This is a genomic window from Enterococcus salsurae (assembly GCF_054784955.1).
Genome location: NZ_BAAHWY010000002.1, coordinates 806,796 through 832,266, shown reverse-complemented (window position 1 = coordinate 832,266; position 25,471 = coordinate 806,796). Strand labels below are relative to the sequence as shown.

Annotated in this window: 25 protein-coding genes, 3 tRNA genes and 1 rRNA gene; 20 read left to right on the top strand and 9 right to left on the bottom strand. The window is 39.3% G+C overall.

Annotated features, from left to right (window positions below; genetic code table 11):
* The first annotated feature begins 7 nt into the window (after window positions 1-7).
* The 3 genes from rrf (at window position 8) to ACYVRS_RS08190 (ending at window position 994) form a co-directional block, all read left to right on the top strand.
* Window positions 8-123: ribosomal RNA gene (rrf, locus tag ACYVRS_RS08200) — 5S ribosomal RNA — on the top strand.
* 14 nt (window positions 124-137) lie between these two features.
* Window positions 138-211, top strand: a tRNA-Asn gene (locus ACYVRS_RS08195).
* A 147-nt stretch (window positions 212-358) separates the two neighbouring features.
* Window positions 359-994: an HAD hydrolase-like protein gene (locus tag ACYVRS_RS08190; protein ID WP_313538292.1), complete on the top strand. Its 636-nt coding sequence runs from the start codon at window positions 359-361 to the stop codon at window positions 992-994.
* Between the two features lie 38 nt (window positions 995-1,032).
* On the opposite strand, the gene ACYVRS_RS08185 is transcribed toward ACYVRS_RS08190, so the two are convergent.
* The gene (locus ACYVRS_RS08185; RefSeq protein WP_313538291.1) at window positions 1,033-1,389 is read right to left on the bottom strand and encodes an iron-sulfur cluster biosynthesis family protein; all 357 of its coding nucleotides are present in this window, start codon (window positions 1,387-1,389) and stop codon (window positions 1,033-1,035) included.
* A gap of 379 nt (window positions 1,390-1,768) precedes the next feature.
* Here ACYVRS_RS08185 and ACYVRS_RS08180 point away from each other — a divergent pair, with 379 nt between their 5' ends.
* Window positions 1,769-2,203, top strand: coding sequence for a universal stress protein (locus ACYVRS_RS08180; RefSeq protein WP_313538290.1), 435 nt, complete (start codon window positions 1,769-1,771; stop codon window positions 2,201-2,203).
* Between the two features lie 227 nt (window positions 2,204-2,430).
* The gene (locus ACYVRS_RS08175) at window positions 2,431-3,282 is read left to right on the top strand and encodes a hypothetical protein (RefSeq protein ID WP_461197919.1); all 852 of its coding nucleotides are present in this window, start codon (window positions 2,431-2,433) and stop codon (window positions 3,280-3,282) included.
* Between the two features lie 518 nt (window positions 3,283-3,800).
* On the opposite strand, the gene ACYVRS_RS08170 is transcribed toward ACYVRS_RS08175, so the two are convergent.
* From ACYVRS_RS08170 to ACYVRS_RS08160, 3 genes are read right to left on the bottom strand one after another with little or no spacing between them, the layout of a single operon-like run.
* Entirely contained in the window at window positions 3,801-4,274 is a 474-nt protein-coding gene (locus ACYVRS_RS08170; RefSeq protein ID WP_313538286.1) for a S24/S26 family peptidase, read from the bottom strand.
* Between the two features lie 27 nt (window positions 4,275-4,301).
* Complete coding sequence (locus ACYVRS_RS08165) at window positions 4,302-4,571, bottom strand: hypothetical protein (RefSeq protein WP_312542976.1); 270 nt, start codon at window positions 4,569-4,571, stop codon at window positions 4,302-4,304.
* Window positions 4,565-5,800: a radical SAM protein gene (locus ACYVRS_RS08160; RefSeq protein WP_461203121.1), complete on the bottom strand. Its 1,236-nt coding sequence runs from the start codon at window positions 5,798-5,800 to the stop codon at window positions 4,565-4,567. Before ACYVRS_RS08160 ends, ACYVRS_RS08165 begins: the two co-directional genes overlap by 7 nt.
* Before the next feature lie 603 nt (window positions 5,801-6,403).
* On the opposite strand from ACYVRS_RS08160, the gene ACYVRS_RS08155 reads away from it, so the two are divergent.
* Both ACYVRS_RS08155 and ACYVRS_RS08150 read left to right on the top strand, forming a co-directional pair.
* Window positions 6,404-7,993, top strand: coding sequence for an ATP-binding cassette domain-containing protein (locus tag ACYVRS_RS08155; protein WP_313538284.1), 1,590 nt, complete (start codon window positions 6,404-6,406; stop codon window positions 7,991-7,993).
* A 3-nt stretch (window positions 7,994-7,996) separates the two neighbouring features.
* The gene (locus ACYVRS_RS08150; protein ID WP_156233088.1) at window positions 7,997-8,434 is read left to right on the top strand and encodes a helix-turn-helix domain-containing protein; all 438 of its coding nucleotides are present in this window, start codon (window positions 7,997-7,999) and stop codon (window positions 8,432-8,434) included.
* A gap of 445 nt (window positions 8,435-8,879) precedes the next feature.
* On the opposite strand, the gene ACYVRS_RS08145 is transcribed toward ACYVRS_RS08150, so the two are convergent.
* A tRNA-Thr gene (locus tag ACYVRS_RS08145) sits at window positions 8,880-8,952 on the bottom strand.
* A gap of 182 nt (window positions 8,953-9,134) precedes the next feature.
* On the opposite strand from ACYVRS_RS08145, the gene ACYVRS_RS08140 reads away from it, so the two are divergent.
* A tRNA-Asn gene (locus ACYVRS_RS08140) sits at window positions 9,135-9,208 on the top strand.
* Between the two features lie 125 nt (window positions 9,209-9,333).
* Here ACYVRS_RS08140 and ACYVRS_RS08135 read toward each other — a convergent pair.
* Window positions 9,334-10,707, bottom strand: a complete 1,374-nt coding sequence (locus tag ACYVRS_RS08135; RefSeq protein ID WP_313538282.1) for a hypothetical protein — start codon at window positions 10,705-10,707, stop codon at window positions 9,334-9,336.
* Window positions 10,704-11,093 carry a GntR family transcriptional regulator gene (locus tag ACYVRS_RS08130; RefSeq protein ID WP_313538281.1) on the bottom strand — a complete coding sequence of 130 codons (390 nt, stop codon included), beginning with the start codon at window positions 11,091-11,093 and terminating at the stop codon, window positions 10,704-10,706. The genes ACYVRS_RS08135 and ACYVRS_RS08130 overlap by 4 nt, the downstream gene beginning before the upstream one ends.
* Before the next feature lie 168 nt (window positions 11,094-11,261).
* On the opposite strand from ACYVRS_RS08130, the gene ACYVRS_RS08125 reads away from it, so the two are divergent.
* The 8 genes from ACYVRS_RS08125 to ACYVRS_RS08090 all read left to right on the top strand — a co-directional run bounded on the left by ACYVRS_RS08125 (window position 11,262) and on the right by ACYVRS_RS08090 (window position 18,500).
* The gene (locus tag ACYVRS_RS08125) at window positions 11,262-12,278 is read left to right on the top strand and encodes an acyltransferase family protein (RefSeq protein ID WP_461197917.1); all 1,017 of its coding nucleotides are present in this window, start codon (window positions 11,262-11,264) and stop codon (window positions 12,276-12,278) included.
* A 123-nt stretch (window positions 12,279-12,401) separates the two neighbouring features.
* The gene (locus ACYVRS_RS08120) at window positions 12,402-13,730 is read left to right on the top strand and encodes a C1 family peptidase (RefSeq protein ID WP_461203120.1); all 1,329 of its coding nucleotides are present in this window, start codon (window positions 12,402-12,404) and stop codon (window positions 13,728-13,730) included.
* 193 nt (window positions 13,731-13,923) lie between these two features.
* Window positions 13,924-14,286 (top strand): DUF1016 N-terminal domain-containing protein, encoded by a 363-nt coding sequence (locus tag ACYVRS_RS08115; protein WP_461203119.1) that lies wholly within the window; start codon window positions 13,924-13,926, stop codon window positions 14,284-14,286.
* 96 nt (window positions 14,287-14,382) lie between these two features.
* Window positions 14,383-14,964: a PDDEXK nuclease domain-containing protein gene (locus ACYVRS_RS08110; RefSeq protein ID WP_461203118.1), complete on the top strand. Its 582-nt coding sequence runs from the start codon at window positions 14,383-14,385 to the stop codon at window positions 14,962-14,964.
* A gap of 229 nt (window positions 14,965-15,193) precedes the next feature.
* The gene (locus ACYVRS_RS08105; RefSeq protein WP_461203117.1) at window positions 15,194-16,582 is read left to right on the top strand and encodes an L-cystine transporter; all 1,389 of its coding nucleotides are present in this window, start codon (window positions 15,194-15,196) and stop codon (window positions 16,580-16,582) included.
* Window positions 16,583-16,722: 140 nt separating this feature from the next.
* The gene (locus tag ACYVRS_RS08100) at window positions 16,723-17,034 is read left to right on the top strand and encodes a tyrosine-protein phosphatase (protein ID WP_461203116.1); all 312 of its coding nucleotides are present in this window, start codon (window positions 16,723-16,725) and stop codon (window positions 17,032-17,034) included.
* Between the two features lie 25 nt (window positions 17,035-17,059).
* Window positions 17,060-17,503 (top strand): tyrosine-protein phosphatase, encoded by a 444-nt coding sequence (locus ACYVRS_RS08095; RefSeq protein ID WP_461203115.1) that lies wholly within the window; start codon window positions 17,060-17,062, stop codon window positions 17,501-17,503.
* A 238-nt stretch (window positions 17,504-17,741) separates the two neighbouring features.
* The gene (locus ACYVRS_RS08090) at window positions 17,742-18,500 is read left to right on the top strand and encodes an acyl-ACP thioesterase domain-containing protein (protein ID WP_461203114.1); all 759 of its coding nucleotides are present in this window, start codon (window positions 17,742-17,744) and stop codon (window positions 18,498-18,500) included.
* A 52-nt stretch (window positions 18,501-18,552) separates the two neighbouring features.
* On the opposite strand, the gene ACYVRS_RS08085 is transcribed toward ACYVRS_RS08090, so the two are convergent.
* The gene (locus tag ACYVRS_RS08085; protein ID WP_461197915.1) at window positions 18,553-19,521 is read right to left on the bottom strand and encodes an asparaginase; all 969 of its coding nucleotides are present in this window, start codon (window positions 19,519-19,521) and stop codon (window positions 18,553-18,555) included.
* Window positions 19,522-19,607: 86 nt separating this feature from the next.
* Here ACYVRS_RS08085 and ACYVRS_RS08080 point away from each other — a divergent pair, with 86 nt between their 5' ends.
* From ACYVRS_RS08080 to ACYVRS_RS08070, 3 genes are read left to right on the top strand one after another with little or no spacing between them, the layout of a single operon-like run.
* The gene (locus tag ACYVRS_RS08080) at window positions 19,608-20,438 is read left to right on the top strand and encodes a DUF72 domain-containing protein (protein ID WP_461197944.1); all 831 of its coding nucleotides are present in this window, start codon (window positions 19,608-19,610) and stop codon (window positions 20,436-20,438) included.
* A gap of 8 nt (window positions 20,439-20,446) precedes the next feature.
* Window positions 20,447-21,301: a Cof-type HAD-IIB family hydrolase gene (locus ACYVRS_RS08075; protein ID WP_461197914.1), complete on the top strand. Its 855-nt coding sequence runs from the start codon at window positions 20,447-20,449 to the stop codon at window positions 21,299-21,301.
* Window positions 21,302-21,333: 32 nt separating this feature from the next.
* Window positions 21,334-21,858: a pyrophosphohydrolase domain-containing protein gene (locus tag ACYVRS_RS08070; protein ID WP_461203113.1), complete on the top strand. Its 525-nt coding sequence runs from the start codon at window positions 21,334-21,336 to the stop codon at window positions 21,856-21,858.
* Window positions 21,859-21,917: 59 nt separating this feature from the next.
* Here ACYVRS_RS08070 and ACYVRS_RS08065 read toward each other — a convergent pair whose 3' ends face one another.
* Window positions 21,918-23,267, bottom strand: a complete 1,350-nt coding sequence (locus tag ACYVRS_RS08065) for an aspartate kinase (RefSeq protein WP_313538265.1) — start codon at window positions 23,265-23,267, stop codon at window positions 21,918-21,920.
* Window positions 23,268-23,627: 360 nt separating this feature from the next.
* Here ACYVRS_RS08065 and ezrA point away from each other — a divergent pair, with 360 nt between their 5' ends.
* Window positions 23,628-25,349: a septation ring formation regulator EzrA gene (gene ezrA / locus ACYVRS_RS08060; protein ID WP_313538263.1), complete on the top strand. Its 1,722-nt coding sequence runs from the start codon at window positions 23,628-23,630 to the stop codon at window positions 25,347-25,349.
* Window positions 25,350-25,471 lie beyond the last annotated feature (122 nt).

Genomic DNA, 25,471 nt, shown 5'->3' with positions numbered 1-25,471 from the left:
TGAATAGTGTGGTGGCGATAGCAAGAAGGATACACCTGTAACCATGCCGAACACAGAAGTTAAGCTTCTTAGCGCCGATTGTAGTGAAGGGTTTCCCTTTGTGAGAGTAGGACGTCGCCACGCGTTTCTTTTTTTATTCCGGCATAGCTCAGTTGGTAGTAGCGCATGACTGTTAATCATGATGTCGTAGGTTCGAGTCCTACTGCCGGAGTCTTTTGATAGCTGAGGCTATCTTTTTTTATTTTCAGAAGTGATTGGTCAAGGTTATGCTTGATTGATCACTTTTTTTTTTGATTTGCTTGCAAACAGATCTTTCTTTATACTACTAATAAATAGGAATGATACGAGGAGTGATACATTGACGACCATATTATTTGATTTAGATGGTACGATCATAGATTCTAGTGAGGGAATCTTTTCATCGATCCAATATGCCATGGAAAAAATGAATCGGGCATTTTTAGATTTGACACAGTTAAGGGCTTTTGTGGGGCCGCCATTATATGCGTCTTTTTTGAATTTGGGATTTAGCGATACTGAAGCAAAAACAGCAGTGGATTATTATCGAGAAAATTATCGTCAAAAAGGCATGTTTCAAGTGACACCATATGAGGGGATCGCAGAAGTTTTGGCTACGCTCTCTGAGGCGCATGCACTTTATATAGCTACGTCTAAACCAGAAGTGTTTGCAAAGGAGATACTAGCATATTTGGACTACACGAAATATTTTAACGGGATCTACGGTGCAGATATGGAGAACAAGCGAGGCACTAAAGGAGCCGTCATTGCCTATGCTTTAGAAGCCATCCATTCCACGGTTGATCAAAAGACCGTGATGGTAGGGGATCGTTCACATGACATACAGGGCGCGAAGGAAAACCAATTGGCGGCGATCGGTGTCTTATATGGTTTTGGTGATCGACAAGAGTTAGTTGCAGCAGGCGCACGTGCGATTGTTCAACAGCCTATAGACTTATTGAAAATACTGAAATAGAAAACGGGCTTTTCCTGCTGAGAGGAAAAGCCCGTTTTTTATGACTCGACGGTTGTGATTTGCGGTTCTTTTTCAAGCATCAGGTTATTATCGAGGTAACCACCTTCATTTTTCAAGATCAATGTCCCGGATGTGGGATGTACTGTCAGAATCAAATGGCCGGTTAAAAACATTTGATCATAGGTCGATGTGAAAAAAGTAAAGCGATTGCTTGAAACCACCTCACTATATCGAGGGAGTGGTTCAGTGATAGGTGTGATCAAAAAACGTTCACCAATCATACAACAGCCCGCAGCTGAAGAAAATTGATTTGATCCATCATTGCTTGTGATGATATACAGCTGGTAGTTTTTGGGAAAACGCGCAGCTGCTTCTGGTGTAATCTCAAGTTCCATGAGAAAGACCTCCAATTGTGTAGGAAGCAAAGCACTTCCTTTTAATAAGTGTACAAATAGAGTGTAGCACGAGAAATGAAAAACCAAAAATAATTAGATTATCCATCAAAAAATCTTAAAAAACAGCCAGCCGATCAGCGCAAGGATACACATAAATAAGAGTAAGTAAAGCAAGAGTGTAAACAGAGCTTGGAAGAAAGAACGCATAGCTAAGACCTCGAATCCTTTTCTTTTACTATAATCCTATTGTTTGCGTGCAGGAAGATAGTTAGTAGAAACATAAGAAAAGCTTTGGATTTAAGTTGTTAACGAAAGCGCTTGCTATATCGTGGTGATGAATAGCAATACCTGTTAAAATAAAGGTAAGGAGGGGATAGCTATGTTGTCGAACTGTCAAAATGTTTTGGTTGCATTGGATGGATCAGAGCAGTCTGAAAAAGCCTTTCAAGAAGCCCTAGTGATTTGCCGTAGAAATAAAGCCAAATTGTTTATCCTTTCAGTGATCAATAATGCAGAACTATCAACCAGTGCCTACGCTTTTGCCAAAGTGTTTGATCAAGAAAAAACCAAAGTTGAAACAGAGATGTTAAAGAAGATTTATGATGCCAATAAAGAAGGGGTAGAGGATGTAGCAGTCATTGTTGAGGTGGGCGATCCTAAGCGGTTTATTATTCATGCCGCGACAGAGGTCTATCCAATCGATTTGATCGTCATGGGTGCTACCGGGAAAGGTGCGTTAACCAGAGCAGTGGTCGGCTCAACGACGGATTATGTAATCAACCATTCAAAATGTACGGTGTTAGTCGTAAAATGAATTGTATCTGATAAAAGACAAAAGTATGTTTTAAAAAATAGAAGAGAATCAAGCAGATCAACCCATCAAGGTAGCTGTTTGGTTCTTTTTTAGGATAGAAAAACAGATCTGATTGACTTGATTGTTCACGATTCTTTCAATCAGGTTATTCAAAGCGGTTATGGTGTACTTCTTCGTATTAGCGTCCTACTTGTTTTTAATTGAATGAAAAGGGTGAGGTGAATGAGGTGATCAATCGTATAGAAAAAAATACTTTATATCGTTCAATAGTTCATGTAAGTAGTCTGATTTTTTTATTTGTCTTTTTGTTTATTTTTACACATCAGCAAATGTGGATCAAAGGCATCATGCAGCATTATTTTGAAGTAAATATACGTTCTCTGCTGCTGTTTTTTTCAGCCAGCGATCGCTTTCAGACATTGAAAGACTATCTACTGCAGACGGGGATGGAGATGGTGGGATGGATCGCTGTCGAATTGCTCATCATTGTGACAGGACTATCCATTGTCGGTTATTTTTTATGGAAACTGCGTGTTGACCGTTGGTATCTCAGTGAAAAGATTCTGGCTGCAGGGTATTTGATATTGGTGGGTTCTTCAGTTGTGGTACTCGTGAAGATGGGGGTAGAGGGCTATCAAACCTATAGCACGATTGTCCATAGCGTGAATCAATTGAGTATGCAAGAAATAAGAGATTTACAGACACAATTGACCTCGGCCTTTTTTGATACGAGTTTTTCAGTGGATGGCCTGATAGCCAATCTCGCTTCGCTACTCGAGCAAATAAGAAGTATCATCCAGAAAACAAATGAAATTGCGGCAATCCCATCATTGTTAAGCCAAAGTTGGCACCAGATTTTATTGCTGAAAGACAGCCTGATTGGTTGCGTGATCGCTGCAGTTCTTGTGATTGTCATCGCCCATGGATTGGCTTTGATCAATTTGTTAAAAAAGAATAACTATATTCAGATGAAATTAAAGATGCGTAAAAACACACGGCAAAATGAAATAAATGAGCATCTGAATACCGTCACCAAGCAGCAAAAAGAGTTGATTGACTTACTATCGAAAAAGGACTAGTTCAAAAAATTGTGTAAGTGAATATATGCGACTGCACAAAAAAAGACAACGTCCGATAAACGTTGTCCTACCAAAGCCACTTGACGGGCTTGAACCGTCGACCTCATCCTTACCATGGTGTTCTTGTGGATGAATTAAAGGATGTATAGGTATATAAATCGCGGTGTAATAGGTTTTTAAATTGTGTCTTTAGACATAGAGAATCACTGAATTACATGAACTCGTTACTATTTTCGTTACTGAAATGAGGATATGCTGCACATATTTTCAATTCCTATTGAGAATATATTATTCGTATTTCGATTATTCTGAAATGTATACTTATCTGAAACATACCCAAAGCTTTTCAAAATATTTAAAGATATTATATACTGTATATTAGGACTTTGTAGAAAGAAAATTTTGACTTAGTGTATTCTATTAAGTCAATAAGTATGGATTATACTCTACTTTATATATTTAAAATTATCATTTAGTTAGTGATATTCAAAGGGAACATAAATTATAGATTATAAAATCTATATACAATAAATTGAGCAAAAACAATTTATAATGGAATCAATTTCTTTGTTTTCTAAACTTCCATAATAAAATCTAATATCTTGATCCATGAGGACTGGACTTTCCAATTTCTGACTATACTTTTGTAATATATAATTAAAAGATATGGAATCTAAAATCAGAACATTTTTTTTAGTGAAATCAATTGTTTCATTTGAAAATTTTATTATGTCAATATTGTGAGAACATAGATTTTTCCTCCCAATTTTATTTGTAACTTTTCCGATACAATGATCTACAGGAACAATTGGATCTAAATATGAAAAATTGTCGCCTTTGCAGATAAAAAAATTTTTGTGGATAGCTAAAACTCTATGACATATCAATTTACTGTTATCTATTGAATTAAAAACTATTAAATCGTTTACCTTTATATTATCTAAAGAGAGTGAGATTGTTAACTCAGTACCCTCGGCAACATTGGGTAACATAGAATGACCTCTAGTGAGAACTTTCAATTAAGATACCTCTAATATGTTTTCTTCGATTAATTGATTTATAAAGTTATGCAATTCATTTCTAGCTTCTTCTAATTGCACTTCTTCAATCAAAAAATTTGATAGTGTTAGTTTAATTAATTCAGATTCACTACATCTTTCTTTTTGAACAAGTTCTTTAAAAAGTGTTGTTGATACATTATCTTCCAGTTTAAATCCATCATTGCCATTCGAAATAATTATAATATTTTTCCTAATATCATATATTGTTTCTTCTTTTATCTTCAACATGTTACTTCCTCCTCAAAAAAATTGTACATATGTTCTTTTAACATTTCTTTAACAACAGTGCATTCGTCATCAAATATGTAGTCATCAACTTCACCGTCATTTGCATAATAATGACTTGCTCTGCACGATCCTCCACATAAAAGATTAAAAGAACACGTGTTGCATTTTTTATTTCCAAAAACTGAGAAACGTTTTTGATTGATTTTCCTTTTACCTTTTTCTAATATCGTCTTTAAATCATCTACTCGCAAATTGCCAAGTAAAAAGTGAGGAGTATCTAATAATTTACATGTGTATACGTTACCAATAGGATTTATTGAAAATTCACCTATACCTTGGCCACAGTGCAACTTAATATCGAAAGGAGACACTTGTTTTTTATTTTTTATAGACCGCTTTTCCACATATATTTTTTCTTCAACAGTTAAAGAATATATGTTTTTAGCTGTTTTTCCTCTTCCCATCTCACAAAAAGCTCCTGTGTTTAGTTCTATATGGTTATCATTGGCAAAAATTTCCATTTGCGAAAGTGAATTAAAATTGACTTTTGTTACTGTCTGATTAATAGCAATATTTGGGAAATTAAGTAATAGCAAATTATCTATTGCTCTTTTAGCAATACGGTAACAACCCTTGCCCCTGTTCAGGTCATTTTCTTCCGGATTAAGTGAGTCTAGACTAACAGTGATTTTTTTACAAATTTTACTAAAAAATTCTGCATTCTTTTTAGTATAAATTAAGGTACCGTTTGTTATAAGATTACAGTTCAATCCTTTTTTGTGAGCTGTCATGATAATACTGTGTATATTTTTTTTCTCTCCCAATTCCCCACCTGTAAATACAACAGTTGTGACACCGTTGCAGATTGAGTCATCGAATATAGTTGAGTATTCTTCTAAAGTTAATTCATTAGCGATAGAATTGGATGCACCAGCTTCAGCATAACAATATGAACAAGATAAGTTACATTTTTCAGTAGTAACAAAATATACTGTTTTTGGAGTAGTATTTTCTATAATATCTTCAAATGTATCAGATAAATCGTATTTTTGTTGATCTAATATTTGATATATAGAAAGTAAATTTTTAAGTTTTTTCTTTATTTTAATTTGAGGGTTTTGGAGATACAATTTTATATTTCTTGACTCTTCTGGGGTCACGCTTATCCATGAACTATTTAAATCATTATGAATAATAACTTTTCCATTGTGATCATAGAAGTTTATCATAATTTATACCTCTTTTATATTTTTTTTAGGAGTTGGATTATAAATGCTACTGTCCCCAGCCTACAAGATAGCCACAGGCACAACCTAATTCAGTTTTTGATAAATTTATTTTTTTTAATATAGGTTTTTTATATCTCATAAATAAGTCTCCTTTTCCTATTTGCCATATCCACTAAGTTTTCCACAAGCACATTCTAAAAAACAATTATTTTTTATTTTATGCAAAGTAGGGCTTACATATTTGTAGTTCATTTTTATGCTCCGCCCCCAATCAGTAATCCGCAAGCACAAGATAGATTAATGAAATTTGTTAATTTTTTTAGTTGAGGAGATTCGAATTTCATTATTTCCCACCTCCAACTAATTTACCGCACGCACAATCTAAGCAAAGCGTTCTTAATTTGTTTAAGAAAGGACGTTCATATATTTTCATTTATTTTCCTCCTAAAGAATCCAACTCCTAAATTAACGGAAAGTATCCGTTGCATATATTTTCCGACTAAACACCTATTTTTTCAATATTATTTTTATTTTTTTCCTTTTCTTAGGAATCTATTGACAATTGTGGGTGGTTGATAGTAAACTTGTTTAGGAAAACGAAGAATGAAAAGAGGAAAAAAGATGAAAGATATACTTAAGGAAAATAAACGCTTTATATTAATAACTAGTATGCTAGTTATTGTTGGATCTTTAACATCAATGATTACTCCTATATTCATACAATATTTTAATGAAAATAATATAAAGCTATCATATAATATAATGTTATTAATATTTATAGTTATGTTGTTTTCTTTCTTATTGCAGACTTTCATGCTAGTGTATAGAGAAAATTTTGCAGCAAAGTTTAATTCGAATTATTTGTTCAAACTGATAAGTAAGCTGACTAAAATTTCTTATGATGATTTTATTGAAAAAGAACCCACGTATTTAATTAATCGTATATTTACTTCAGTGGATTCTTTATATTTATTTTTGATTAGTAGTGTGTCGACTATAGTAAAGTCATGTTTTATAATTTTGTTATCTCTAGGAATTGTTGGATTTATATCATGGAAAATTTTTTTGCTCTTATTGATATTACTTCCTTTAAATTTAGTTGGCTTTAAGCATATTAATAAGCAATTATCTATTAGAATGGAAAAAATGCAAAGAGATGCTGCAAGTGCAAATAAAGATTTAATTGTGACATTATCAAATGTGGATAATATAAAATCCCAAGCCAATGTATCTGCATTAGAACATCTGCTTAAACCAAAGATGATTGCAATGTATGATTCATTAGCAAATAATAATAAATATGCACAAGTTACTAGTAATGCTATTATCTTTATTAATCAATTGGTTCAAAATATGACTTATATTTGGGCGAGTATATTAATTGTTCAAAATGAATTTCCTGTGGGAAATTTAATTATTCTAAGTATCGTTATTCCAATGTACTATTCCTCTTTAAGTGATTTATCTAAGGCAAATGTAGATTATAAATCTTTAACTATTTCTAATGAGTTCATTAAGAATAATCTTGACTTATTACGTGAAGAAAATGGGGAAATAGAAATACAAAATATAAACAATATTGAGTTTAATTTCCCATCATTTTTAATAAATAAACAAATTTTTAATTATAATTTAAAAGAAGTAGTGAATAAAGGGGATATAGTTTATATAGAAGGAGATTCTGGTAGTGGAAAAACTTCTCTATTGAGATTGATGTTGAAATTTAGAAAATCTAAAGGAATAAAGATCAATGGGGTAGAAATTAACAGCTTGGAAAATTCAAGCTTAAGGAATAAAATTGCTTATATTTCACAAGATCCAACGATTTTGTCTACTTCATTAGAAAATAATATAGGAATGGGAAGAAAACTAACCAGAGATGAAAAATATTTGATTGAAACATCTGGTATTTTAAGTCCGATACTTAAAGAAAAGCATTGGGATAGTGTATTATTAGAAAATGGTGCGAATTTATCTGGAGGAGAAAAACAAAGAATTGCAGTATGTAGATTAGTTATATCTGATGCAGAATTATATATTTTAGATGAAAGCATTAGTAATATAGATAAAGAATCTGCAAATGCGATACTGAATTTCATTACAATCAAATCACAAGAAAAAATTATTTTATATACAACCCATGATAAATCATTTAAGAAATACGCGAACAAAATTATTAATGTAAGGGGATAAATTATGAATCACGATTTGCTAAGCGTATCTGAAGTTGCGGATGCATTGGGAGTAACTACAAGAACTATTAGAAACTACTTGTCTGATGGTAAATTAAAAGGGCAAAAGATTGGTGGACAATGGAAATTTTTGAAATCCGAAGTGTATCGTTTTATAGGTCAGTCAGTTGAGAACCCTGTTACAAACTTTTTTGAAAACGAGAATAATTTTAAAACGGGTTCAATACTCGTCATCAATATTCCAATCTCTAGTATGAGGTTAGTTGAAAATTTGAAAAATGATTTGTTGAATCAATATAACAATGTCTATGATGGAGAAAACCGACAATTCTTTTATCAGGTAATTTCTAAAGAACAAGCCAGAGTAATAATACAAGGCCCTATAGAATACGTAGCTAGTTTTGGTGACTGGATAAATAATAGGCTAAGAAGTTATTCTTGAGAATCACTGATATTTATGATTGTTCAGATGAACATAATGAACAGTGTGAAAAAGTGATGCAATGCATGGACCGTTTATCATTTTCGTTGTTGAAATAGTGATTTATTTAAAAATAATATCAAAGTTAAAACATGAAGGTCATAAATATTTTCATATCTTTTTTTAGAGAAATATGAGTTATGCAAAAAGAAATATCTTTCATCAGTTATAGCATACACATATTATATCGGTCTTATTTGTGAGAGAACCGACAACAGTCATTTCTGAACGGTTGGGCCAAGCTTACATCAAGACGACGTTATCTATTTATCAATACGTAACAATTTAAAGTCATGAAGAATCGATTACTCGATTTTTCATGACTTTATTTACTCAAGGAGCAACTGAAAATAATCGGTGCTAACTGCAAACAAAAAAACAACGCCCAAGAACGTTGTTTTGAGAAAGCCACTTGACGGGCTTGAACCGTCGACCTCATCCTTACCATGGATGCGCTCTACCAACTGAGCTAAAGCGGCGTGTTATTTAACACAAGATATAGCATACCGTAAAGTACGTACTTTGTCAAACAGATTTTGTACTGTATCTAAGGAAAATCTCCTTTGTTTCATTCATGATCAAGCACGTAAAAAAAGGAGTAAAAAATAAAAATTAGACTTGCTAAATTATCTGACTATTTGGTATAGTACTTATAGATTATTCCGGCATAGCTCAGTTGGTAGTAGCGCATGACTGTTAATCATGATGTCGTAGGTTCGAGTCCTACTGCCGGAGTTGATAGACCTGTCTAGGTCTATTTTTTTTTGCGTAAAATTAAGAGAACGATTGAATCAAAAAATTACTGACAGCGGATGGCATACTCCGGCAGTCAGTGATTTTTTTGTTGAAAGACGCGCTGTTTATTCTCTTTGCAACAATTGCTTGTAAAGGGCAATCGTCTTCTCTGGATCTTTGTTTGTATAATAGATGAGACGGTCAGTGGTTTGGATTCTCAGAAATGCAGGTGCCTGTAAGTCAACATAGAGGTCGGCACTTTCACCATCTACCAAGAACGAACCTGTTGCATAATCACTGGTTGCCATACCGACTTTCTTTATGATCGGGGTAGGCAATGCGTCAACCAAAGCAACGTCTTTGATAGCAGAGACAGGGACGGTGGTTTTTGTCGTAAAGGGTGCTGAAAAAACCACTTCTTCTTTCACTAGCTGCCCTTGTAAAGCGTCAGCAGTGAAATCCAACTGATAAAGGGGGACGATGGCGATCAGCATGACACCAATCAGTACAATCAGCGTACCGATGCCAATCACTTGACCACTGCGCTTGCCTAGGTTGATACCAATGTTTAACCCGATTCGATCGGGAACGAATAGTCTGTCATCATTTGGATTGATATAGACACCATAACGCCAGTACACATCTTCTCCATAATATCTGGGTTTTTCTGCCTGGTTGAGGAGTTGGTCTTGTTTCTTGCGTAAAGTCAGTAAGGCAAGGAAAGTAAATAGAATACTCCCAATTGTCAGTAAAATAAATAGGATACTCATGAAGACACCCCAAAATCCGTTGGCGTTGATCGAGATCAAAGGGATGAACAGCATCAGGCTCGTACCTGTTGCTAAAACGACAACCGTCAGGGACCAATAGTATTTGGTCAGATCATTGATCTGCTGATCAATCAGCGAATCCCCTGCGACACCTCTGACCGGTAAACGCCGGATCGTCCACCACAAGGCAAGAAAGAGGAGCAGCAGACAGCCATTCAGCAGCAACACACCAATAGTTGTGGTTTGATCGGAGGATTGCCATGCTTGATAACCACTGCCAACCATGAGGACAAGTGTGGGGAGAAACCAACCAAGGGAAAGCATCTTGCGGTTTTTCTCTTGAACGATTTTTGTATCGATCCTTACGGCGTCAATGGGCAATACCCACGCTTGATCGACAATCAGTTGGCGTAATCTCCCTATATAATGGATTTCCAATAATTGACAGCAACCAATCAAGGCAAAGAGATAGACAAAAAACAAGGTTACGGTGATCGAGTCAGATAGATTGAACAAAAAAAGCAGACTTGCTACACTGAATAGAGCCATTAATTGCAAGATGCGCTTGCGGTACGCCTTGACCAATTGAGTGACAGATGGATGGGTCAAGTGTTCCGGTGCGAATGTGTTTTCCAGGAGGACATTCTTGTGCGGCTTGCTGACCAAGCGCAGACTAAAGCCAAAAATCAGACACATCAATAATGCAATCGGGAAGAAGATGAGATTCATTCGAAATCACTCCTTTCAGGAAATTGTGCCAATAATGTATGGATATCTTGCTGCAATGACTCTTTGGTTTTGCCGTGTAGCAGCGCAGTTGCTAGTTGTACTTCTAATTGATGAAGGTACGTACTTGATTCACTGTCTGTAAAGGTTCTGGGCGTGGCCACTGCGGTACCTTTGCGCCGATCGGTAATCAGCAACCCATCTTCTTTTAATGAGTTATACGCTTTTGAAATAGTCATGGTGTTGATACCAATTTCATTGGCCAGCTGTCGTACAGATGGCAACAATTCACCAGATCGTAAGTCACCTTTGGCAATACCAATGATGATTTGTTCCCGCAGCTGTTGATAGATGGGTTGATTGCTTTGGGTTGCAATAGAAAAAATCATATGCCTTCACTCCTTTGTATTATTGATATTAATACAAAGGATACAAAAAAAGCAAATATCTTGTAAGCAAGCTGTCATGTCTGTTGTTTAAATTACATCGTTTTGTAAACAACTTAAAGTGTCTTTCCCGTAAACTATTCGTAGCGTATTCAATGAGGAGGAAATAGTATGAGCCAATCGCAAAGAACGGCTTACTTTGATAATGCGAAATTTTTGTTAATGATATTGGTGGTCTTTAGCCATTTGCTGCAGTCTTTTATTGGTGACCACAAATTTTACCATGATTTATACTATTTTATTTTTACGTTCCACATGCCTGCATTTGTTTTTTTATCAGGCTATTTTGCAAAACCTTTGACGAGAGGATCGAAGGTCACTATCTTGATCAAAAAGTTTTTGCTGCCATATCTGTTCTTCCAAATATTTTATATCGTTTATTATTGGTTGATTGGCTTACGGGAAACACCGAAGATACAATTGCTCAATCCCCAGTGGGCATTGTGGTTCTTGCTTAGTATGTTCTTTTGGCAATTGTCGTTGTTTGTTTTCCAACGTTTATCTGCAAAGCAGGCTATTTTTATCAGTATTGCCTTGAGTCTGTGTGCCGGCTATTTGCCGTTTTTAAACCAAATTTTGACATTGCAGCGGACATTTGTCTTTCTGCCGTTTTTTATCATTGGCTTTTACTTTCCCAAAAACGATATGGCCTTCGTCCAAAAGAAAGGGATGCGGTGGCTTAGTTTGACGTTTCTGCCAATCATCTATGGCTTTATTGCCTTTTTCCATGGGATGAACAAGTACATGGTCTTTGGTTCGAAACCCTATGAGGACTACTTGAGTTATCCGCTGTTCGGCGGTCCCCTCAGAGGGGTGTTTTTCCTTATTGGACTGATTGGCATCATCGGCTTTATGCGGATCGTTCCGCGGGAGCGAATGTTTTTTACTAAATGGGGGAAAAATACGCTGCTGGTCTATTTGCTGCAAGGGATTTTTATCAAAGGCTTGCGGGCGTTGAACATTATGGATCTGAATCTTTCCTTGTTAGGCTTTGTGACCTTGATTCTGATCAGTGTACTGCTGACCATTTTGTTGGCCAGCAAACCGATAAGAAAAGCGTATGGTCGATTTGAAAATGGCTTGTCCTTTGTATTGCCAGGCTTGTTGGCCATACTGCTCTTTATGTGATCCTGTAGGAATAAAATGACAATCCTTCAATCAATGGCATGTGGATTTCTTTGATTGGACGGTTGTCATTTTTTATTGGGAGGCGTAGAATAGAAGGAACGAAATGTGAAGGGATGGAAAAATATGTCAGAAATTTCTAAACAAACAACTGCTGACTTTGCCGCAGCTTATCTAGAAAACAACAAGCAAAATGCCTTGCAACGAGGTGTGGTCAAAAATGGGATCACAGCTTCCGCAGAAAATGTCAGTGCCAAGATCGTGAATGTACCTGTCTTTTCAGTAGATGTCACGACAGGAAAAGTAGCCAATCAAAAACAATCTGGTCGTTGCTGGATGTTCGCGGCATTGAATACTTTCCGCCATAAAATGCTGAACAATTTCAAGCTGAAAGATTTTGAGTTGTCTCAAAACCACACCTTCTTTTGGGATAAATACGAAAAAGCCAATTATTTTTATGAAAACATTTTGGCCACTGCTGCAGAACCTGTAACAAGTCGAAAAGTGGCTTTTCTGCTGCAAACACCACAACAAGATGGTGGACAATGGGATATGATCGTCTCGATCTTTCAAAAATACGGGGTCGTCCCTAAAGCTGTCATGCCTGAAAGCAGCAACTCCTCTAATTCCCGTGACCTCAACAATTACTTGAACAAAAAATTGCGTAAAGATGCTGTTGCTTTGCGTAAATTGGTTGACGCAGGTCAATCTGATACAGAAATCCAAACGGCCAAAGAAGGAATGCTGCAAGAAGTCTATAATTTTTTAGCCACTTCATTGGGCACACCGCCGGAAACCTTTGACTTTGAGTACCGCGATGAAGAGAAGAACTATCATATCGATCGTGACTTAACACCGCAAAGCTTCTATGATAAATATGTTGGTGTGGATCTAAATGAATATGTCAGCATCATCAATGCTCCAACAGCAGACAAGCCTTATAACAAATCCTATACAGTTGAAATGCTAGGCAATGTGGTGGGCGGTAATGAAGTCAAATATTTAAATGTCGATATGCCAACGTTCAAAAAACTGGCCATTGCACAACTTGAACAGGGAGAATCTGTATGGTTTGGTTGTGATGTCGGTCAATCTTCCACACGAGATTCTGGGATCATGGCACTGGATGCCTATGATATGAATGATTTGTTTGATGTGGACTTTACAATGACAAAAGCGGAACGTTTGGACTTTGGGGAAAGCTTGATGACCCATGCCATGGTTTTGACAGGTGTTGATATCATTGACGGTGAATCCACTAAATGGAAAGTTGAAAACAGCTGGGGTGAAAAAGTCGGTACAGATGGCTTCTTCGTGATGAGCGATGAATGGATGGATGAATATACGTATCAAATCGTCGTTCGCAAAGAATTTTTGTCACCAGAACAATTGGCCGCTTTCGAAGCAGAACCAAAAGTGTTGGCACCGTGGGACCCAATGGGTGCATTGGCATAATCCCTCAATGGACATGTTTCTGTATAATTAGATGATCGCAATAAAGGAGTCTTGATGGAACCAAATCAAGGCTCTTTTTGCTGTGCATTCAAACGATTCCTGAGTAAATGGCGTATCTTACTTATGTATCATCTGAAGGGAAGTCGTTTTCAGGACTGAACAATCTTATATGAACATGAAAGGAGTACGAAGGATGACAGATAAACATGAGGCACACACGTTTGATTCGGATATTTTGTCTGATATCCAAGAGATCATCTCAACATCAAAGGCGCAAGCGATTCGCAGTATTGATTTTCAAAGAGTGTTGATGTATTGGCAGATTGGTCAAAGAATCGTTGTCGAGGAACAAGACAATCAAGAGCGGGCAGCATATGGCAAGTATATGATAGATAATTTAGCAATCGTGTTATCAAAGGAGCATAGGCATGGTTTTTCAAAGCGTTTGTTAGAGCTGGCTAGACAATTCTATATCGTTTATCCAAAAGTGAACGCACTGCGTTCGCAATTGAACTGGCTACAATATCGTCTGCTGATTCGAATCAATGATCCTTAAAAACGAGAATACTATGCACTAGAAGCCGTCAATAATCATTGGACTGGCCGTGAGTTAGAACGGCAAATCAATTCTCTATTGTATGAGCGATTGTTGATGTCTACGGATAAAGCATCCGTATTGCAAGTCGCAAGAAAGCAACGTTTGCCGACAGATCCACGAGAAATCATCAAAGACCCTATGGTGCTGGAATTCTTAGGTCTGCCTGACCAGTCTGCTTACCACGAAAGCCAATTAGAAACCGCATTGATCAATCATTTAGAAGCATTCATGCTTGAACTAGGCAATGGGTTTTCATTTGTGGCCCGGCAAAAAAGAATCATATTGGAGGATGAGGCCTTCTTTATTGATTTGGTTTTTTATAATCGTTTATTGCGGGCGCATGTAATCGTTGAAATCAAAACCCGCAAGTTGACCCATGGCGATTTGGGTCAGCTGCAGATGTATGTAAACTACTATGATCGGGTGGAGAAACTAGCGGATGAGCAGCCAACGATAGGGATTTTATTGTGCACAGAGAAGAATGATCGTTTGGTCAAGTTTGCATTGCCCGACACCAATCAAACGATTCTAGCCAGCAAGTATGAGATGATCTTCCCAAGTGAAGCACGTTTATTGGCAGAAATTGCTAAAGTTGAGACGCGTTTGGCACAGGAACAACAACACCCATTTGATTGAGTAAAATAACATTTTTTTGTGATTTGGTATAGATTGTGTGCGCTTTTTTCTGAGAAAAAAGCCATTCAAGAAACTTATTTATTGTAAGATTTCCGAATCTTCTTTAGAATGGAATGGTCACTAATGATGCCACACGTCTCATTAGAGTGCACTGTTGAAGAATGGTCACTGGGAACCTTTACTTCCTTCGACAGACTTTGTCATCTTATATTATTTTAGGAGGATTCAAATGACAAATCTGTTAACCGTAATTGTTGTACTTATTTTTGCTGCCCTTATTTATGGGTTCTATTTGTTGCAAAAGCGCCACGTGAAATTCTCGACGCGGGTCTTTGGTGCATTGTTTGCAGGTATCGTATTCGGCGGTATTCTGCAATTGGTTTTTGGCACTGGTTCTGATGTAGTAGCCCAATCTTTGGAATGGATCACCATGGTGGGCAGCGGGTATGTTGCTTTGCTGCAAATGCTGATCATGCCCTTGATTTTCGTATCGATCGTTGGTGCATTCACCAAGATGAAAGAAAGCGAAAAAATCAAGAAGATCAGCTTTACGGTCCTGGCAACGCTGTTGGGAACGACAGCAATCGCTGCGTTGATTGGGATCACGATGGTCATGGTCTTTGGTTTAGATGGTGCCAGCTTTACAGAAGGTGCTACTGAAACAGCACGGATCGCTGAATTGGCGGAACGTTCGACACAAGTTCAAGACTTGTCGATTCCGCAACAAATCGTAGCCTTTATCCCAAGCAATGTCTTTGCTGATTTTGCAGGCACCCGATCAACCAGTACGATCGGAGTGGTCATTTTCTCTGCCTTCGTAGGGTTCGCCTTCTTGGGGGTCAAACGCAAATCGCCGAAAGAAGCAGAAACGTTTGCCAACTTGATGGATAGTTTGTACAAGATCGTGATGCGTATCGTGACACTCGTCTTGCGTCTAACGCCTTATGGTGTCTTGGCTTTGATGACCAATGTCTTGGCATCTAGTGATTTTGCGGCGATCTTGAATCTAGGTAAATTTATCTTGGCCTCTTATGCAGCCTTGATTTTGGTTCTCTTGGTCCACTCACTGCTGTTGATCGCAGTACGGGTCAACCCAGTAACGTATTTCAAAAAAGCTTTCCCAGTCTTGAGTTTTGCCTTTACCTCTCGCTCGAGTGCAGGTGCGTTGCCGTTGAATATTGAAACACAAACGAAAGCTTTGGGTGTTGATGAAGCAACAGCAAATTTTGCGGGCAGTTTTGGCTTATCCATTGGTCAAAATGGCTGTGCGGGCGTCTACCCAGCAATGCTGGCAACGATCGTAGCCCCAACGGTGGGGATCAATGTATTTGATTGGCAATTTATTTTATTATTGGTGGCAGTTGTCACGATCAGTTCTTTTGGTGTGGCAGGCGTCGGTGGTGGAGCGACCTTTGCTTCATTGATCGTTTTAGGTTCGATGAACTTGCCAATAGCAATCGTTGGACTCGTGATTTCTGTGGAACCTCTGATCGATATGGCTCGGACACTGGTAAACGTCAGCGACAGCATGGTTGCTGGTGTTGTGACCAGCAGTCGTATCAATGAGTTGGATCGTTCTGTGCTGGATGACACAGCCGCTGTGATCGAAGCGGAATAAGTGTTCATTTGATCTGTGTCGAAGAAAGACTGCGTGTGGTCTTTCTTTTTTTTGTCCACAAAAAGTAGATGGAAGTTTCTTACATCTACTAGGTGCTTTCTGCTATACTTTTAAGTATAAATAGTCGGGAGGTAAAGAAAATGTCACAATTGATTGAATTAGAACAAGCTGTGAATGTCCGAGAACTAGGCGGATATCAAACAAAGTATGGACGTCTGATCAAAGAGAAAAAGTTGATTCGCAGCGCAGCTATCAGTGATCTGACGAAAGCAGATCAAGCAAAATTGGCTGAATATGGGGTCAATCAAGTGGTTGATTTTCGATCGCTGGCCGAAAGCCGTGCCCAGCCTGATCAGGCGATCGAAGGGGCAAAAGAAGTATTTTTACCTATTTTTCAAGAAGATGAAACCATGGTGTCATTGTCCCCTGGAAGTTTAAAAAAAACGCCTTGATGATGGGGAAGATGCAGAAGAGCAAATGAAAAAAGTGTATCGTCATTTTGTTGAAAGTCCCTATGCCTGCAAACAATATCGGCAATTTTTTGATCAGATCATCGAAAATGCCCCTTCAACAGGTGCTACCTTGTTTCATTGTACTGCTGGGAAGGACCGTACTGGTTTTGGCGCGTTCTTGTTACTGCATGTACTCGGTGTCGATGGGGATACGATCAAACAAGATTACTTGGCTACCAATCGTTATTTGGGCCCAATGTTGAAAGCAAAATTTGAACCGATGGCAAAAGATCTTGGCGATGATTTGCTGAACGCCATTTCCGTGTTGATGCGGGCTGAAGAAAGTTTCCTAGATGAAAGTCTGGCAACGATCGAGGCGCGATACGGATCAGTGGACCATTACATTGAAAAAGGATTAGGCTTGAACAAAGAAGAACAGGCGTATTTGGTTGCACATTTGACCCAGTAAAGCATCAGATCAAGCTAGGAAAATCTTTTCTTATCGGTGCACAAAGGGACTTTGACAACACAGGGCGGCAATGTTGAGCCATCTTTTTTACAGCTGCAGTACAACACGCAGCCGATTTTCGGCTTGGCAGCGGACAAGGACCGTTGTATTATTTAATGATCCATCTAAATCAATTTGGCGCAAGGTATGGATCAACTATTGATGACAGCTTGAAGCGTTTTTAGGAGGCAATGTTTTAATGGCAGCAAAGTACCAAACCACGCATGAAGTTGCGTATTATGAATGTGATATCAATCAAACGATGACCTTTCCTGCGATGTTAAGCGTGGCAATCAAAGCATCAGAGGAACAAAGCGAACAATTAGACCGTGGCGCAACAGTGATCGGTGGGTATGGATTGTCTTGGATCATTACAAGCTACCATATCTTGGTCACAAGGCTGCCAAAAGTGGGAGAGCAGATCCAAGTTGTGACCCAAGCCAAGGAATACAATAAATTTTTTTGCTACCGTTACTTTTGGTTGCTAGATGACCAAGGCAATGAATTGGTCAAAATTGAGGCTGTATTTGCCTTGATGAATCTTGAAACCCGTAAGGTCAGCAGTGTACCTGATGAGATCGTGGCACCTTATGGCAGTGTGAAGATCAAGCGCATCAAACGTTATCCGAAGATTGAGCCGATCACGGAAGGTCGATCTTTACCATATCGTGTCCGTTTTTATGATATCGATAGCAACCAGCATGTGAATAACGCGATTTATTTCAATTGGCTTTTGGATGTACTGGGTCATGATTTTCTGACGAAACATCTCGTACAAGAAGTGACGATTCGTTTTGATCGCGAAGTTGCCTATGGCAATCTGATCGATAGTCATGTCCAAATCAATGAGGCGCTGACATTGGACACAGGGGAAGTCCGTCCATTGCAGACCCTTCATGAAATCAAAATTGCTGATGTGACTTATTGTGAGGCTGTATTTACTTGGCAAGAGAGATAATACAAAACAAACGTCCTGTGTTCTTTTGGAAGAATGCAGGACGTTTCTTGGTTTAATTTTCCATAAAGGCTCTTAATTCAGGCAATGTCAGGCCTCGATTTTTGGCAATCAGCAATTTGATACGCGCTTTTTGACTATTGATGCTGTTGCAAAAAATAATCCCGAGTTGCTGCAATTCAATACCACCGCCTGGGTAATCGTAAACGGGTTCTGCGATCCCATTGAAGCAGCGAGAAACCAGCACGACTGGAATTTGTCTGTCAATCAGCTTCTTTAGTGGCTCGATGGTTTGCGGCGGCAAGTTGCCAGCACCGAGGGCTTCAATCACTAAACCATCGATCTGGGAATCTGCCAGTGCCTCAAACAGTTCTCCAGTCATGCCCGCGTATGCTTTCATGATTGGAAAGAGGCCATCGACGCGATCAACATCTATTTGTTGGCTGTTCAATAATTCTTGCATGAAGAGGATGCGATGCTTGGTCACCAATCCGATTGGGCCTAATGTAGGCGTACGGAAAGTCGCAATGTTGGTGGTATGGGTCTTGGTCACATAGCGGGCAGAATGAATTTCATCATTCATCACGACCAAGACACCTTTATTGTTGGCTTCAGGACACTTTGCTACCCGAATCGCACTTTCAAAATTGTATAGACCATCACTGCCAATCTCATTGCTGGAGCGCATTGCACCAGTAATCACGATCGGTAATTGACTGCCAATCGTCGTATCTAAGAAAAAGGCGGTTTCCTCTAATGTGTCTGTTCCATGGGTGATGACAACACCTGTCACGCCACTGATATGGGCCAATTGGATACGTTCTTTCAATTGCAGCATTTCTGTTGGCGTCATGTGGGGGCTGGGAAGATTGAAAATATCCTCAACGATCAATTCTACATCTTCGTCAATGTGGATCGGCGCATCCATTAAAGGATTGCTCACGTCTGGGCTGACACCGCCAGTCAGTGAATCTTCTTTCATGGCGATCGTTCCGCCAGTATGTAGTACGAGAATTCGTTTCATTTTTTTCATCACCTGCACTAATTATTTACGCTTCACTCTAAACTATTGTATACTATTGAAATGAGAAGACAAGTGAGGTGTCAAAAATGATCCGCATAGGCTGTACGACATTTAGTGAACACGGGCGTCTGGTAGACCGGAAAAGTTCAAAATTATTTGAATACGCCCGCTATTTTCCAATTGTAGAGCTGGATACGACCTATCATTTTTTGCCCAAAGAAAAGGATGTCCGTAACTGGTTGACTCAGGTGCCGGACAATTTCCGCTTTGTCCTGAAGGTACATCAAAGTATCACGACTCAAGGGGCGTTGCCGGAAGGCATGACATTGGAAGAATCATTGCAGCGTTTCAAAGAAGCGATTGCCCCAATGGTTGATGCAGGGAAATTGTTTTGCCTGCTGGCGCAATTTCCTAATCAGTTCAAATGCACCAAGCAGCATGTTGCCTATTTAGGGCAAGTGCGCAACTGGTTTCCTGAGTATCCATTAGCAATTGAGCTGCGGGATCAAAGTTGGTATCAACCGGCTGTCTATTCCTCCATGATCGACTTTATGAAAGAGCGCCAATTGTCATTGGTGGTCGTAGATCAGCCCAAACGTTTGTCTACAACGATCCCTTTAGATCTAACCGTGACCAATCCGGCCTTTGCTTTGTGTCGACTGCACGGACGGAATGATAGCGGCTGGACAGCAACCGGACCAGAAGCAAAAAATTTGCGTACATTATACCGATACAACGAGAAAGAAATCAATGAACTGTCGACTGCTGTGCGATCCGTGGCTAAGCACGCCCAAGAGACGGCAGTGATCTTTAATAACAATGCCGGTCGAGATGCCGCGGACAATGCGCGCGCGATGATCAGTCAACTGCAATTGAACTATGAAGCATTGAATCCCAACCAATTAGCGTTATTTTGAGGAGCCCTATGATTAAAGCAATTTTTTTTGATATCGATGGCACACTGATTGCCAATAACGGCAAAGCCCTATCTAGTACCCGGGCCGCCATCAAACAAGCCCAAGAAAAGGGTGTCTTGTGTGGTGTGGCGACCGGTCGCGGACCAGTAGACTTAGATAAAGTCGTCGACTATCTGTCGTTAGATATGTTTATTACATATAATGGCCAATTTGTTTATACCAAAGAAAGTCTGATTTATGCCAAACCATTTTCGAAGAAAACCCTGGAAACGATCGTTGATTATGCGGATGAAAATTATCGGCAAGTGATGTTTGGCGGTGAAACCCAAGTCGCAGGCAGTTTGACGATTCGTCTAAGCCAATCCCCCAGCATGCAACGGTACTTGCGTTTTGTACCGAAGAAATTTCCTGTGGGTTTTTTGAAGAAATTGCTGCAGCGTTTTAGTCCGAACCGTAACGCAAAACGTTATGAGTCGTTAGATATTTTACGGGAACCAATTTATCAATGTATTATGTTGAGTCCCGAATCTGAAAAGCAAAAATTGATCAATAAGTTGCCCCAATGCGACTTCAAACGTTCCAATGCTTATTCAGTGGATATCGTGCCCAAACGAGGGTCAAAATTACGAGGGATCAAAGAATTCCTTGCCTATGAAGGGATTGCTGTCGAAGAAGCGATGGCTTTTGGGGATCATTTCAATGATGTTGAGATGTTAGAAGGTGTGGGGATTGGTGTGGCGATGGGGAATGGGCAAGACGTGACCAAAGACAGTGCGGATTATGTCACTGCTTCTAACGATGAAGATGGCATTCAACAGGCTTTGATCCATTTTGGTATTATCGACGCCAGTTCAAAAACATAAACAGCTATCCTAGCGAGAAAAGAGGAAAATCCATGCGTCCATTTGAGATGACTGAAGAATTTCACCGCACCTTTGACCCCACCTGTCCCACGATCCCCCAACCATTTTCTTACGAGAAGGCCATTTTTCGCAGTGGTTTCAAAATCGAGGAAATCGTTGAATTTATTTATGCAGCCAGCAACAACGACCAAGAAAAATTTTCTGCCGGTCTTTCTCAGTTGCATGAAGCGATTGATCAAGCTGAGCAGAAACTGATGGCCAAAGGGCAGCCTACTGAAGATTCTTTTACGGAACAAGTGGATGCCCTCTGTGATTTGCTTTACTTCACCTATGGCTCATTCTCCCTTATGGGGATCGATCCAGATCCTTTGTTAGCCATTGTCCATCTAGCCAATATGGGTAAATTATTTCCTGATGGCCAACCCCATTATCATCCAGAAACCCATAAGGTCATGAAGCCAGCGGACTGGGCAGAACGCTTTGCCCCAGAACGCAAAATCAAAGCGGAGATCGCCCGGCAAATCGAAGCGAAACAGGCACAGGACCCGCAATCTTAAAAAAATGACCGCCAACAATGCTGCACTTTGGGCATTGTTGGCGGTCATTTTATATGTGGTCAATCGAAAAATGTGTAGTACAAGGTCCGAACTGCAGCTTTTTCTTGCTCTTTGTGGATACCAAACATGATGCTGACTTCGGAAGAACCTTGATTGATCATTTCTAAGTTGATATTTTTGCGGGCCAGGGCTGCGGTACTGTCTGCAGTGATCCCTACACGCTGACGCATACCTTCGCCTACGACGACGACCATCGACAGATCATGGGTGATCCGCAATTCATCCGGATCGATCTCATAAGCAATTTTTCTTAGCAACGTTTCTTCTAATTCAGCGGTTAATTGATTGGAACGCATGATGATCGAGATGTCATCGATTCCTGAAGGCATGTGTTCATAATTCAAATCAAGATCACGGAAAATCTCCAGTACCCGCAAGGTGAAACCGACTTCGCGGTTCATGAGGTACTTGCGGATATAGATCATGCAAAACCCTTCGTCGCTGGCGACACCAATCACAGGTTGTTCGAGATTATCTCGGTGGTTGGTGATCCGCGTTCCAGGGTGACTAGGATTGTTGGTATTTTTGATCACGACAGGAATCTTTGCATGATAAGAAGGCATCAATGCTTCATCATGCAAGACGGTGAACCCGGCATACGACAATTCCCGCATTTCTCGATATGTCACTTCTTTGATCGACTCAGGGCGATGAACATAACCAGGATGTGCTGAAAAGATACCATCCACATCCGTAAAGTTTTCATATAGATCCACTTGCAATCCAGCCGAAACGATTGCACCTGAAATATCAGAACCGCCACGGGAAAAGGTGCAGATGTCTCCAGCTTCGGTATAACCGAAGAATCCAGGGATCACTAAGATATCTTGACTGTCATGCCAAGCATGAATATTTTCATAAGATGTGTTCAGAATGCGGGCATTCTGCGGCTCATCTGTCACGATCATCCCCAATTCTTGCGGATTCATGTAGCGGGCAGGCAATCCATTGCTTTGTAAGATGCCCGCAATCAATTTGGCGTTGTTGTCTTCGCCGCTGGCCAACACGGTATCATAAAAATGCGGATTGTTTTCATAGGGCAATGTGACAAATTGTTGTAATGAGCTGCGAATGGCCACTAAATGGTCAGGTGCAATCTTAAATGGGGCAGCGATTGCTTCATAACGGCCATAGATTTCGTCGATCAAACCATCGATCGGTTCATTGGCACAACGGGCAGCACAAACTGCTAAGAGCAGGTCTGTCACCTTTTTGTCTGAGGGATTGCGCTTACCAGGGGCAGACACAACGATAAAACGCCGCTCAGAATCTTCTTTGATAATATCAACTACCTTTTGAACTTGTTCAGCCGAGGCGAGAGAACTGCCTCCAAATTTTGCTACTTTCATTTGACATACTCCTGTTCAAGCTTTTTACTAGAGTACAGTGTCGCATTTGATAAATCAAGCTGTTTCTTGAAAAAAGATGATAAAATGTATAAAAAACCAATTATCTCCTGTAAATTTTCATCAATTGCTTTCCATTTCACTGAAAATAGCACCAAACGAAAAAAGGGTGCCAAAAAACTCAATCTTTTTTGCCTCAATCTAATGCTTGATTTTTTTCTTTATGCTATAATCTAGCGTAGATGCTTTTTTATAAAGGGAACTTCTGTCCTTTTGTGAAAAGAGCCCCGAAATCAAAATCAATCTGCTGTTGGGCAGATTTCAGACGCAACATGTATATTTGAAAATTGGAGGAACCACAACATGGGAACTAATATCATCTTCGGCATTGTCATTGCAATTATCGTCATTGCAGCGATTCTATATGCAATCGGCTATTTTATGCGAAAGAAAAACCAAGAAAAGCTGAATGTCTTGGAAAAGCGCAAAGAAAATCTGTTTGACTTGCCAGTCATAGAAGAGGTCGATGAAGTCAAACGTATGCACCTTGTCGGACAGAGTCAAAATACGTTCCGGGAATGGAACCAGCAATGGACAGATATCTCAACGAAGTCATTTGCTGAGTTGGAAAGTCAAATTTTTGAAGTTGAAGAGCTGAATGAGCGGATTCGCTTCTTTAAAGCCAAAGGTGCAATCGAACAAGCAGAAGCAACCATGAATGATATGGAAAGCCAAGTCGAAGAGATCCGTGCAGGATTGAAAGAATTGCGTGAGAGTGAAGAGCGTAATTCATTAGAAGTCCAAAAAGCGCTAGATGTATATGAAGAATTGAAAAAAAATCTTCGTGAGCAAGGCGAAGAGTTTGGTCCAGCTTACAATGAATTACAAAAACAAATCAAAAATATCGAAATTGAGTTCACACAATTTGTGACATTGAATACATCAGGTGATCCAGTTGAAGCCCGCGAAGTCCTCGATCAAGCGGAACAACACACCTATGAAGTCGAAGATCTGATGAAACGCATCCCGGCTGCGTATGAAGACTTGAGTCGGACTTTCCCAGACCAATTAAAAGAGATCCAAGACGGGTACCAAAAACTGCTTGATCAAAAATATGTCTTTCCTGAACAGAATTTCCAAGATGACATCAATCGTGTGAAAAAACGTGTGGAAAACTCAACCAATGATCTTGCCAAAACAGAAGTGGCTACTGTCGAAGTTGCCAATCGTGATACGGCCAGTGATATTGACGGCTTGTATACCGTTATGGAGCGAGAGATCAACGCCAAGAAATATGTGTTGAAGAACCGCCAAGTGATCGTTGATTACATTGAGCATGCCACAAAGAATAACCGTCAATTGTTGATCGAATTGGATCATACCGCACAAAGCTATACGTTGAATCACAATGAATTAGGCCGTGTCCGCGGCTTCCAAACGGAAGTTGATGAGTTGGCACGACGGAACAGTGATTATTTACCGCAACTTGAAAATCATGAAATTCCTTATTCAGAAGTGCAAAGCTACTATAAAGATGCCTACAAAATCCTTGATGACGTCGAAAGTCAACAAGTTGAGATCGATGAATCATTGGCAGAATTGCGCCGTGGTGAAAAAGTTGCCCACGAAAAAGTGGAAACCTTCGAGTTCCGTTTGCGCAACTTGAAACGCTTCGTCGAAAAACAACGTTTGCCAGGTTTGCCAGGAGAATACTTAGAATTCTTCTTTGTAGCTACAGATCGTGTCGAAGATCTTGGGAAAGAATTGAACAAGATCCGCATCAACATGCAAGACATCAACAAATTGGTTTCTGTCTGTGAAGATGACTTAGATCTATTAGATGAACAAACCCACGATTTAGTCGATGCGGCAGCGTTGACGGAGCAAATGATGCAATATGCCAATCGTTACCGTCATTCCCATCCAGATATCAAAGCAGCCATCGACAAAGCCTTGTATCTTTTCAGCAAAGAGTATCGCTATCAAGATGCATTAGATGAAATTGGGACAGCTTTAGAACGTGTCGAACCAGGCGCCTTCAAACGAATCGAAAACTTTTATTTCAATAACCGAGATTTAGTCTAATCCCGAAGCCAGCCAGTGCAAAACGGCTGGCTTTCTTTCTGCGATCGATCAGTGCGTGATGATCTGAAAGATACAATAGCCATTCTTTATAAAATCGCAACATTGATGAACAAACCTTGAAA

What these genes read in the sequence shown, in the direction of transcription:
- ACYVRS_RS08080 (WP_461197944.1), top strand. Translation starts at nt 19,608, where the DNA reads ATGATCCGCATAGGCTGTACGACATTTAGTGAACACGGGCGTCTGGTA.
- ACYVRS_RS08130 (WP_313538281.1), bottom strand. Translation starts at nt 11,093, where the DNA reads ATGATTTTTTCTATTGCAACCCAAAGCAATCAACCCATCTATCAACAG.
- ACYVRS_RS08120 (WP_461203120.1), top strand. Translation starts at nt 12,402, where the DNA reads ATGTCAGAAATTTCTAAACAAACAACTGCTGACTTTGCCGCAGCTTAT.
- ACYVRS_RS08185 (WP_313538291.1), bottom strand. Translation starts at nt 1,389, where the DNA reads ATGGAACTTGAGATTACACCAGAAGCAGCTGCGCGTTTTCCCAAAAAC.
- ACYVRS_RS08075 (WP_461197914.1), top strand. Translation starts at nt 20,447, where the DNA reads ATGATTAAAGCAATTTTTTTTGATATCGATGGCACACTGATTGCCAAT.
- ACYVRS_RS08100 (WP_461203116.1), top strand. Translation starts at nt 16,723, where the DNA reads ATGTCACAATTGATTGAATTAGAACAAGCTGTGAATGTCCGAGAACTA.
- ezrA (WP_313538263.1), top strand. Translation starts at nt 23,628, where the DNA reads ATGGGAACTAATATCATCTTCGGCATTGTCATTGCAATTATCGTCATT.
- ACYVRS_RS08105 (WP_461203117.1), top strand. Translation starts at nt 15,194, where the DNA reads ATGACAAATCTGTTAACCGTAATTGTTGTACTTATTTTTGCTGCCCTT.
- ACYVRS_RS08135 (WP_313538282.1), bottom strand. Translation starts at nt 10,707, where the DNA reads ATGAATCTCATCTTCTTCCCGATTGCATTATTGATGTGTCTGATTTTT.
- ACYVRS_RS08095 (WP_461203115.1), top strand. Translation starts at nt 17,060, where the DNA reads ATGAAAAAAGTGTATCGTCATTTTGTTGAAAGTCCCTATGCCTGCAAA.
- ACYVRS_RS08085 (WP_461197915.1), bottom strand. Translation starts at nt 19,521, where the DNA reads ATGAAACGAATTCTCGTACTACATACTGGCGGAACGATCGCCATGAAA.
- ACYVRS_RS08070 (WP_461203113.1), top strand. Translation starts at nt 21,334, where the DNA reads ATGCGTCCATTTGAGATGACTGAAGAATTTCACCGCACCTTTGACCCC.
- ACYVRS_RS08160 (WP_461203121.1), bottom strand. Translation starts at nt 5,800, where the DNA reads ATGATAAACTTCTATGATCACAATGGAAAAGTTATTATTCATAATGAT.
- ACYVRS_RS08180 (WP_313538290.1), top strand. Translation starts at nt 1,769, where the DNA reads ATGTTGTCGAACTGTCAAAATGTTTTGGTTGCATTGGATGGATCAGAG.
- ACYVRS_RS08115 (WP_461203119.1), top strand. Translation starts at nt 13,924, where the DNA reads ATGACAGATAAACATGAGGCACACACGTTTGATTCGGATATTTTGTCT.
- ACYVRS_RS08125 (WP_461197917.1), top strand. Translation starts at nt 11,262, where the DNA reads ATGAGCCAATCGCAAAGAACGGCTTACTTTGATAATGCGAAATTTTTG.
- ACYVRS_RS08090 (WP_461203114.1), top strand. Translation starts at nt 17,742, where the DNA reads ATGGCAGCAAAGTACCAAACCACGCATGAAGTTGCGTATTATGAATGT.
- ACYVRS_RS08170 (WP_313538286.1), bottom strand. Translation starts at nt 4,274, where the DNA reads ATGTTACCCAATGTTGCCGAGGGTACTGAGTTAACAATCTCACTCTCT.
- ACYVRS_RS08155 (WP_313538284.1), top strand. Translation starts at nt 6,404, where the DNA reads ATGAAAAGAGGAAAAAAGATGAAAGATATACTTAAGGAAAATAAACGC.
- ACYVRS_RS08150 (WP_156233088.1), top strand. Translation starts at nt 7,997, where the DNA reads ATGAATCACGATTTGCTAAGCGTATCTGAAGTTGCGGATGCATTGGGA.
- ACYVRS_RS08065 (WP_313538265.1), bottom strand. Translation starts at nt 23,267, where the DNA reads ATGAAAGTAGCAAAATTTGGAGGCAGTTCTCTCGCCTCGGCTGAACAA.
- ACYVRS_RS08110 (WP_461203118.1), top strand. Translation starts at nt 14,383, where the DNA reads ATGTCTACGGATAAAGCATCCGTATTGCAAGTCGCAAGAAAGCAACGT.
- ACYVRS_RS08165 (WP_312542976.1), bottom strand. Translation starts at nt 4,571, where the DNA reads ATGTTGAAGATAAAAGAAGAAACAATATATGATATTAGGAAAAATATT.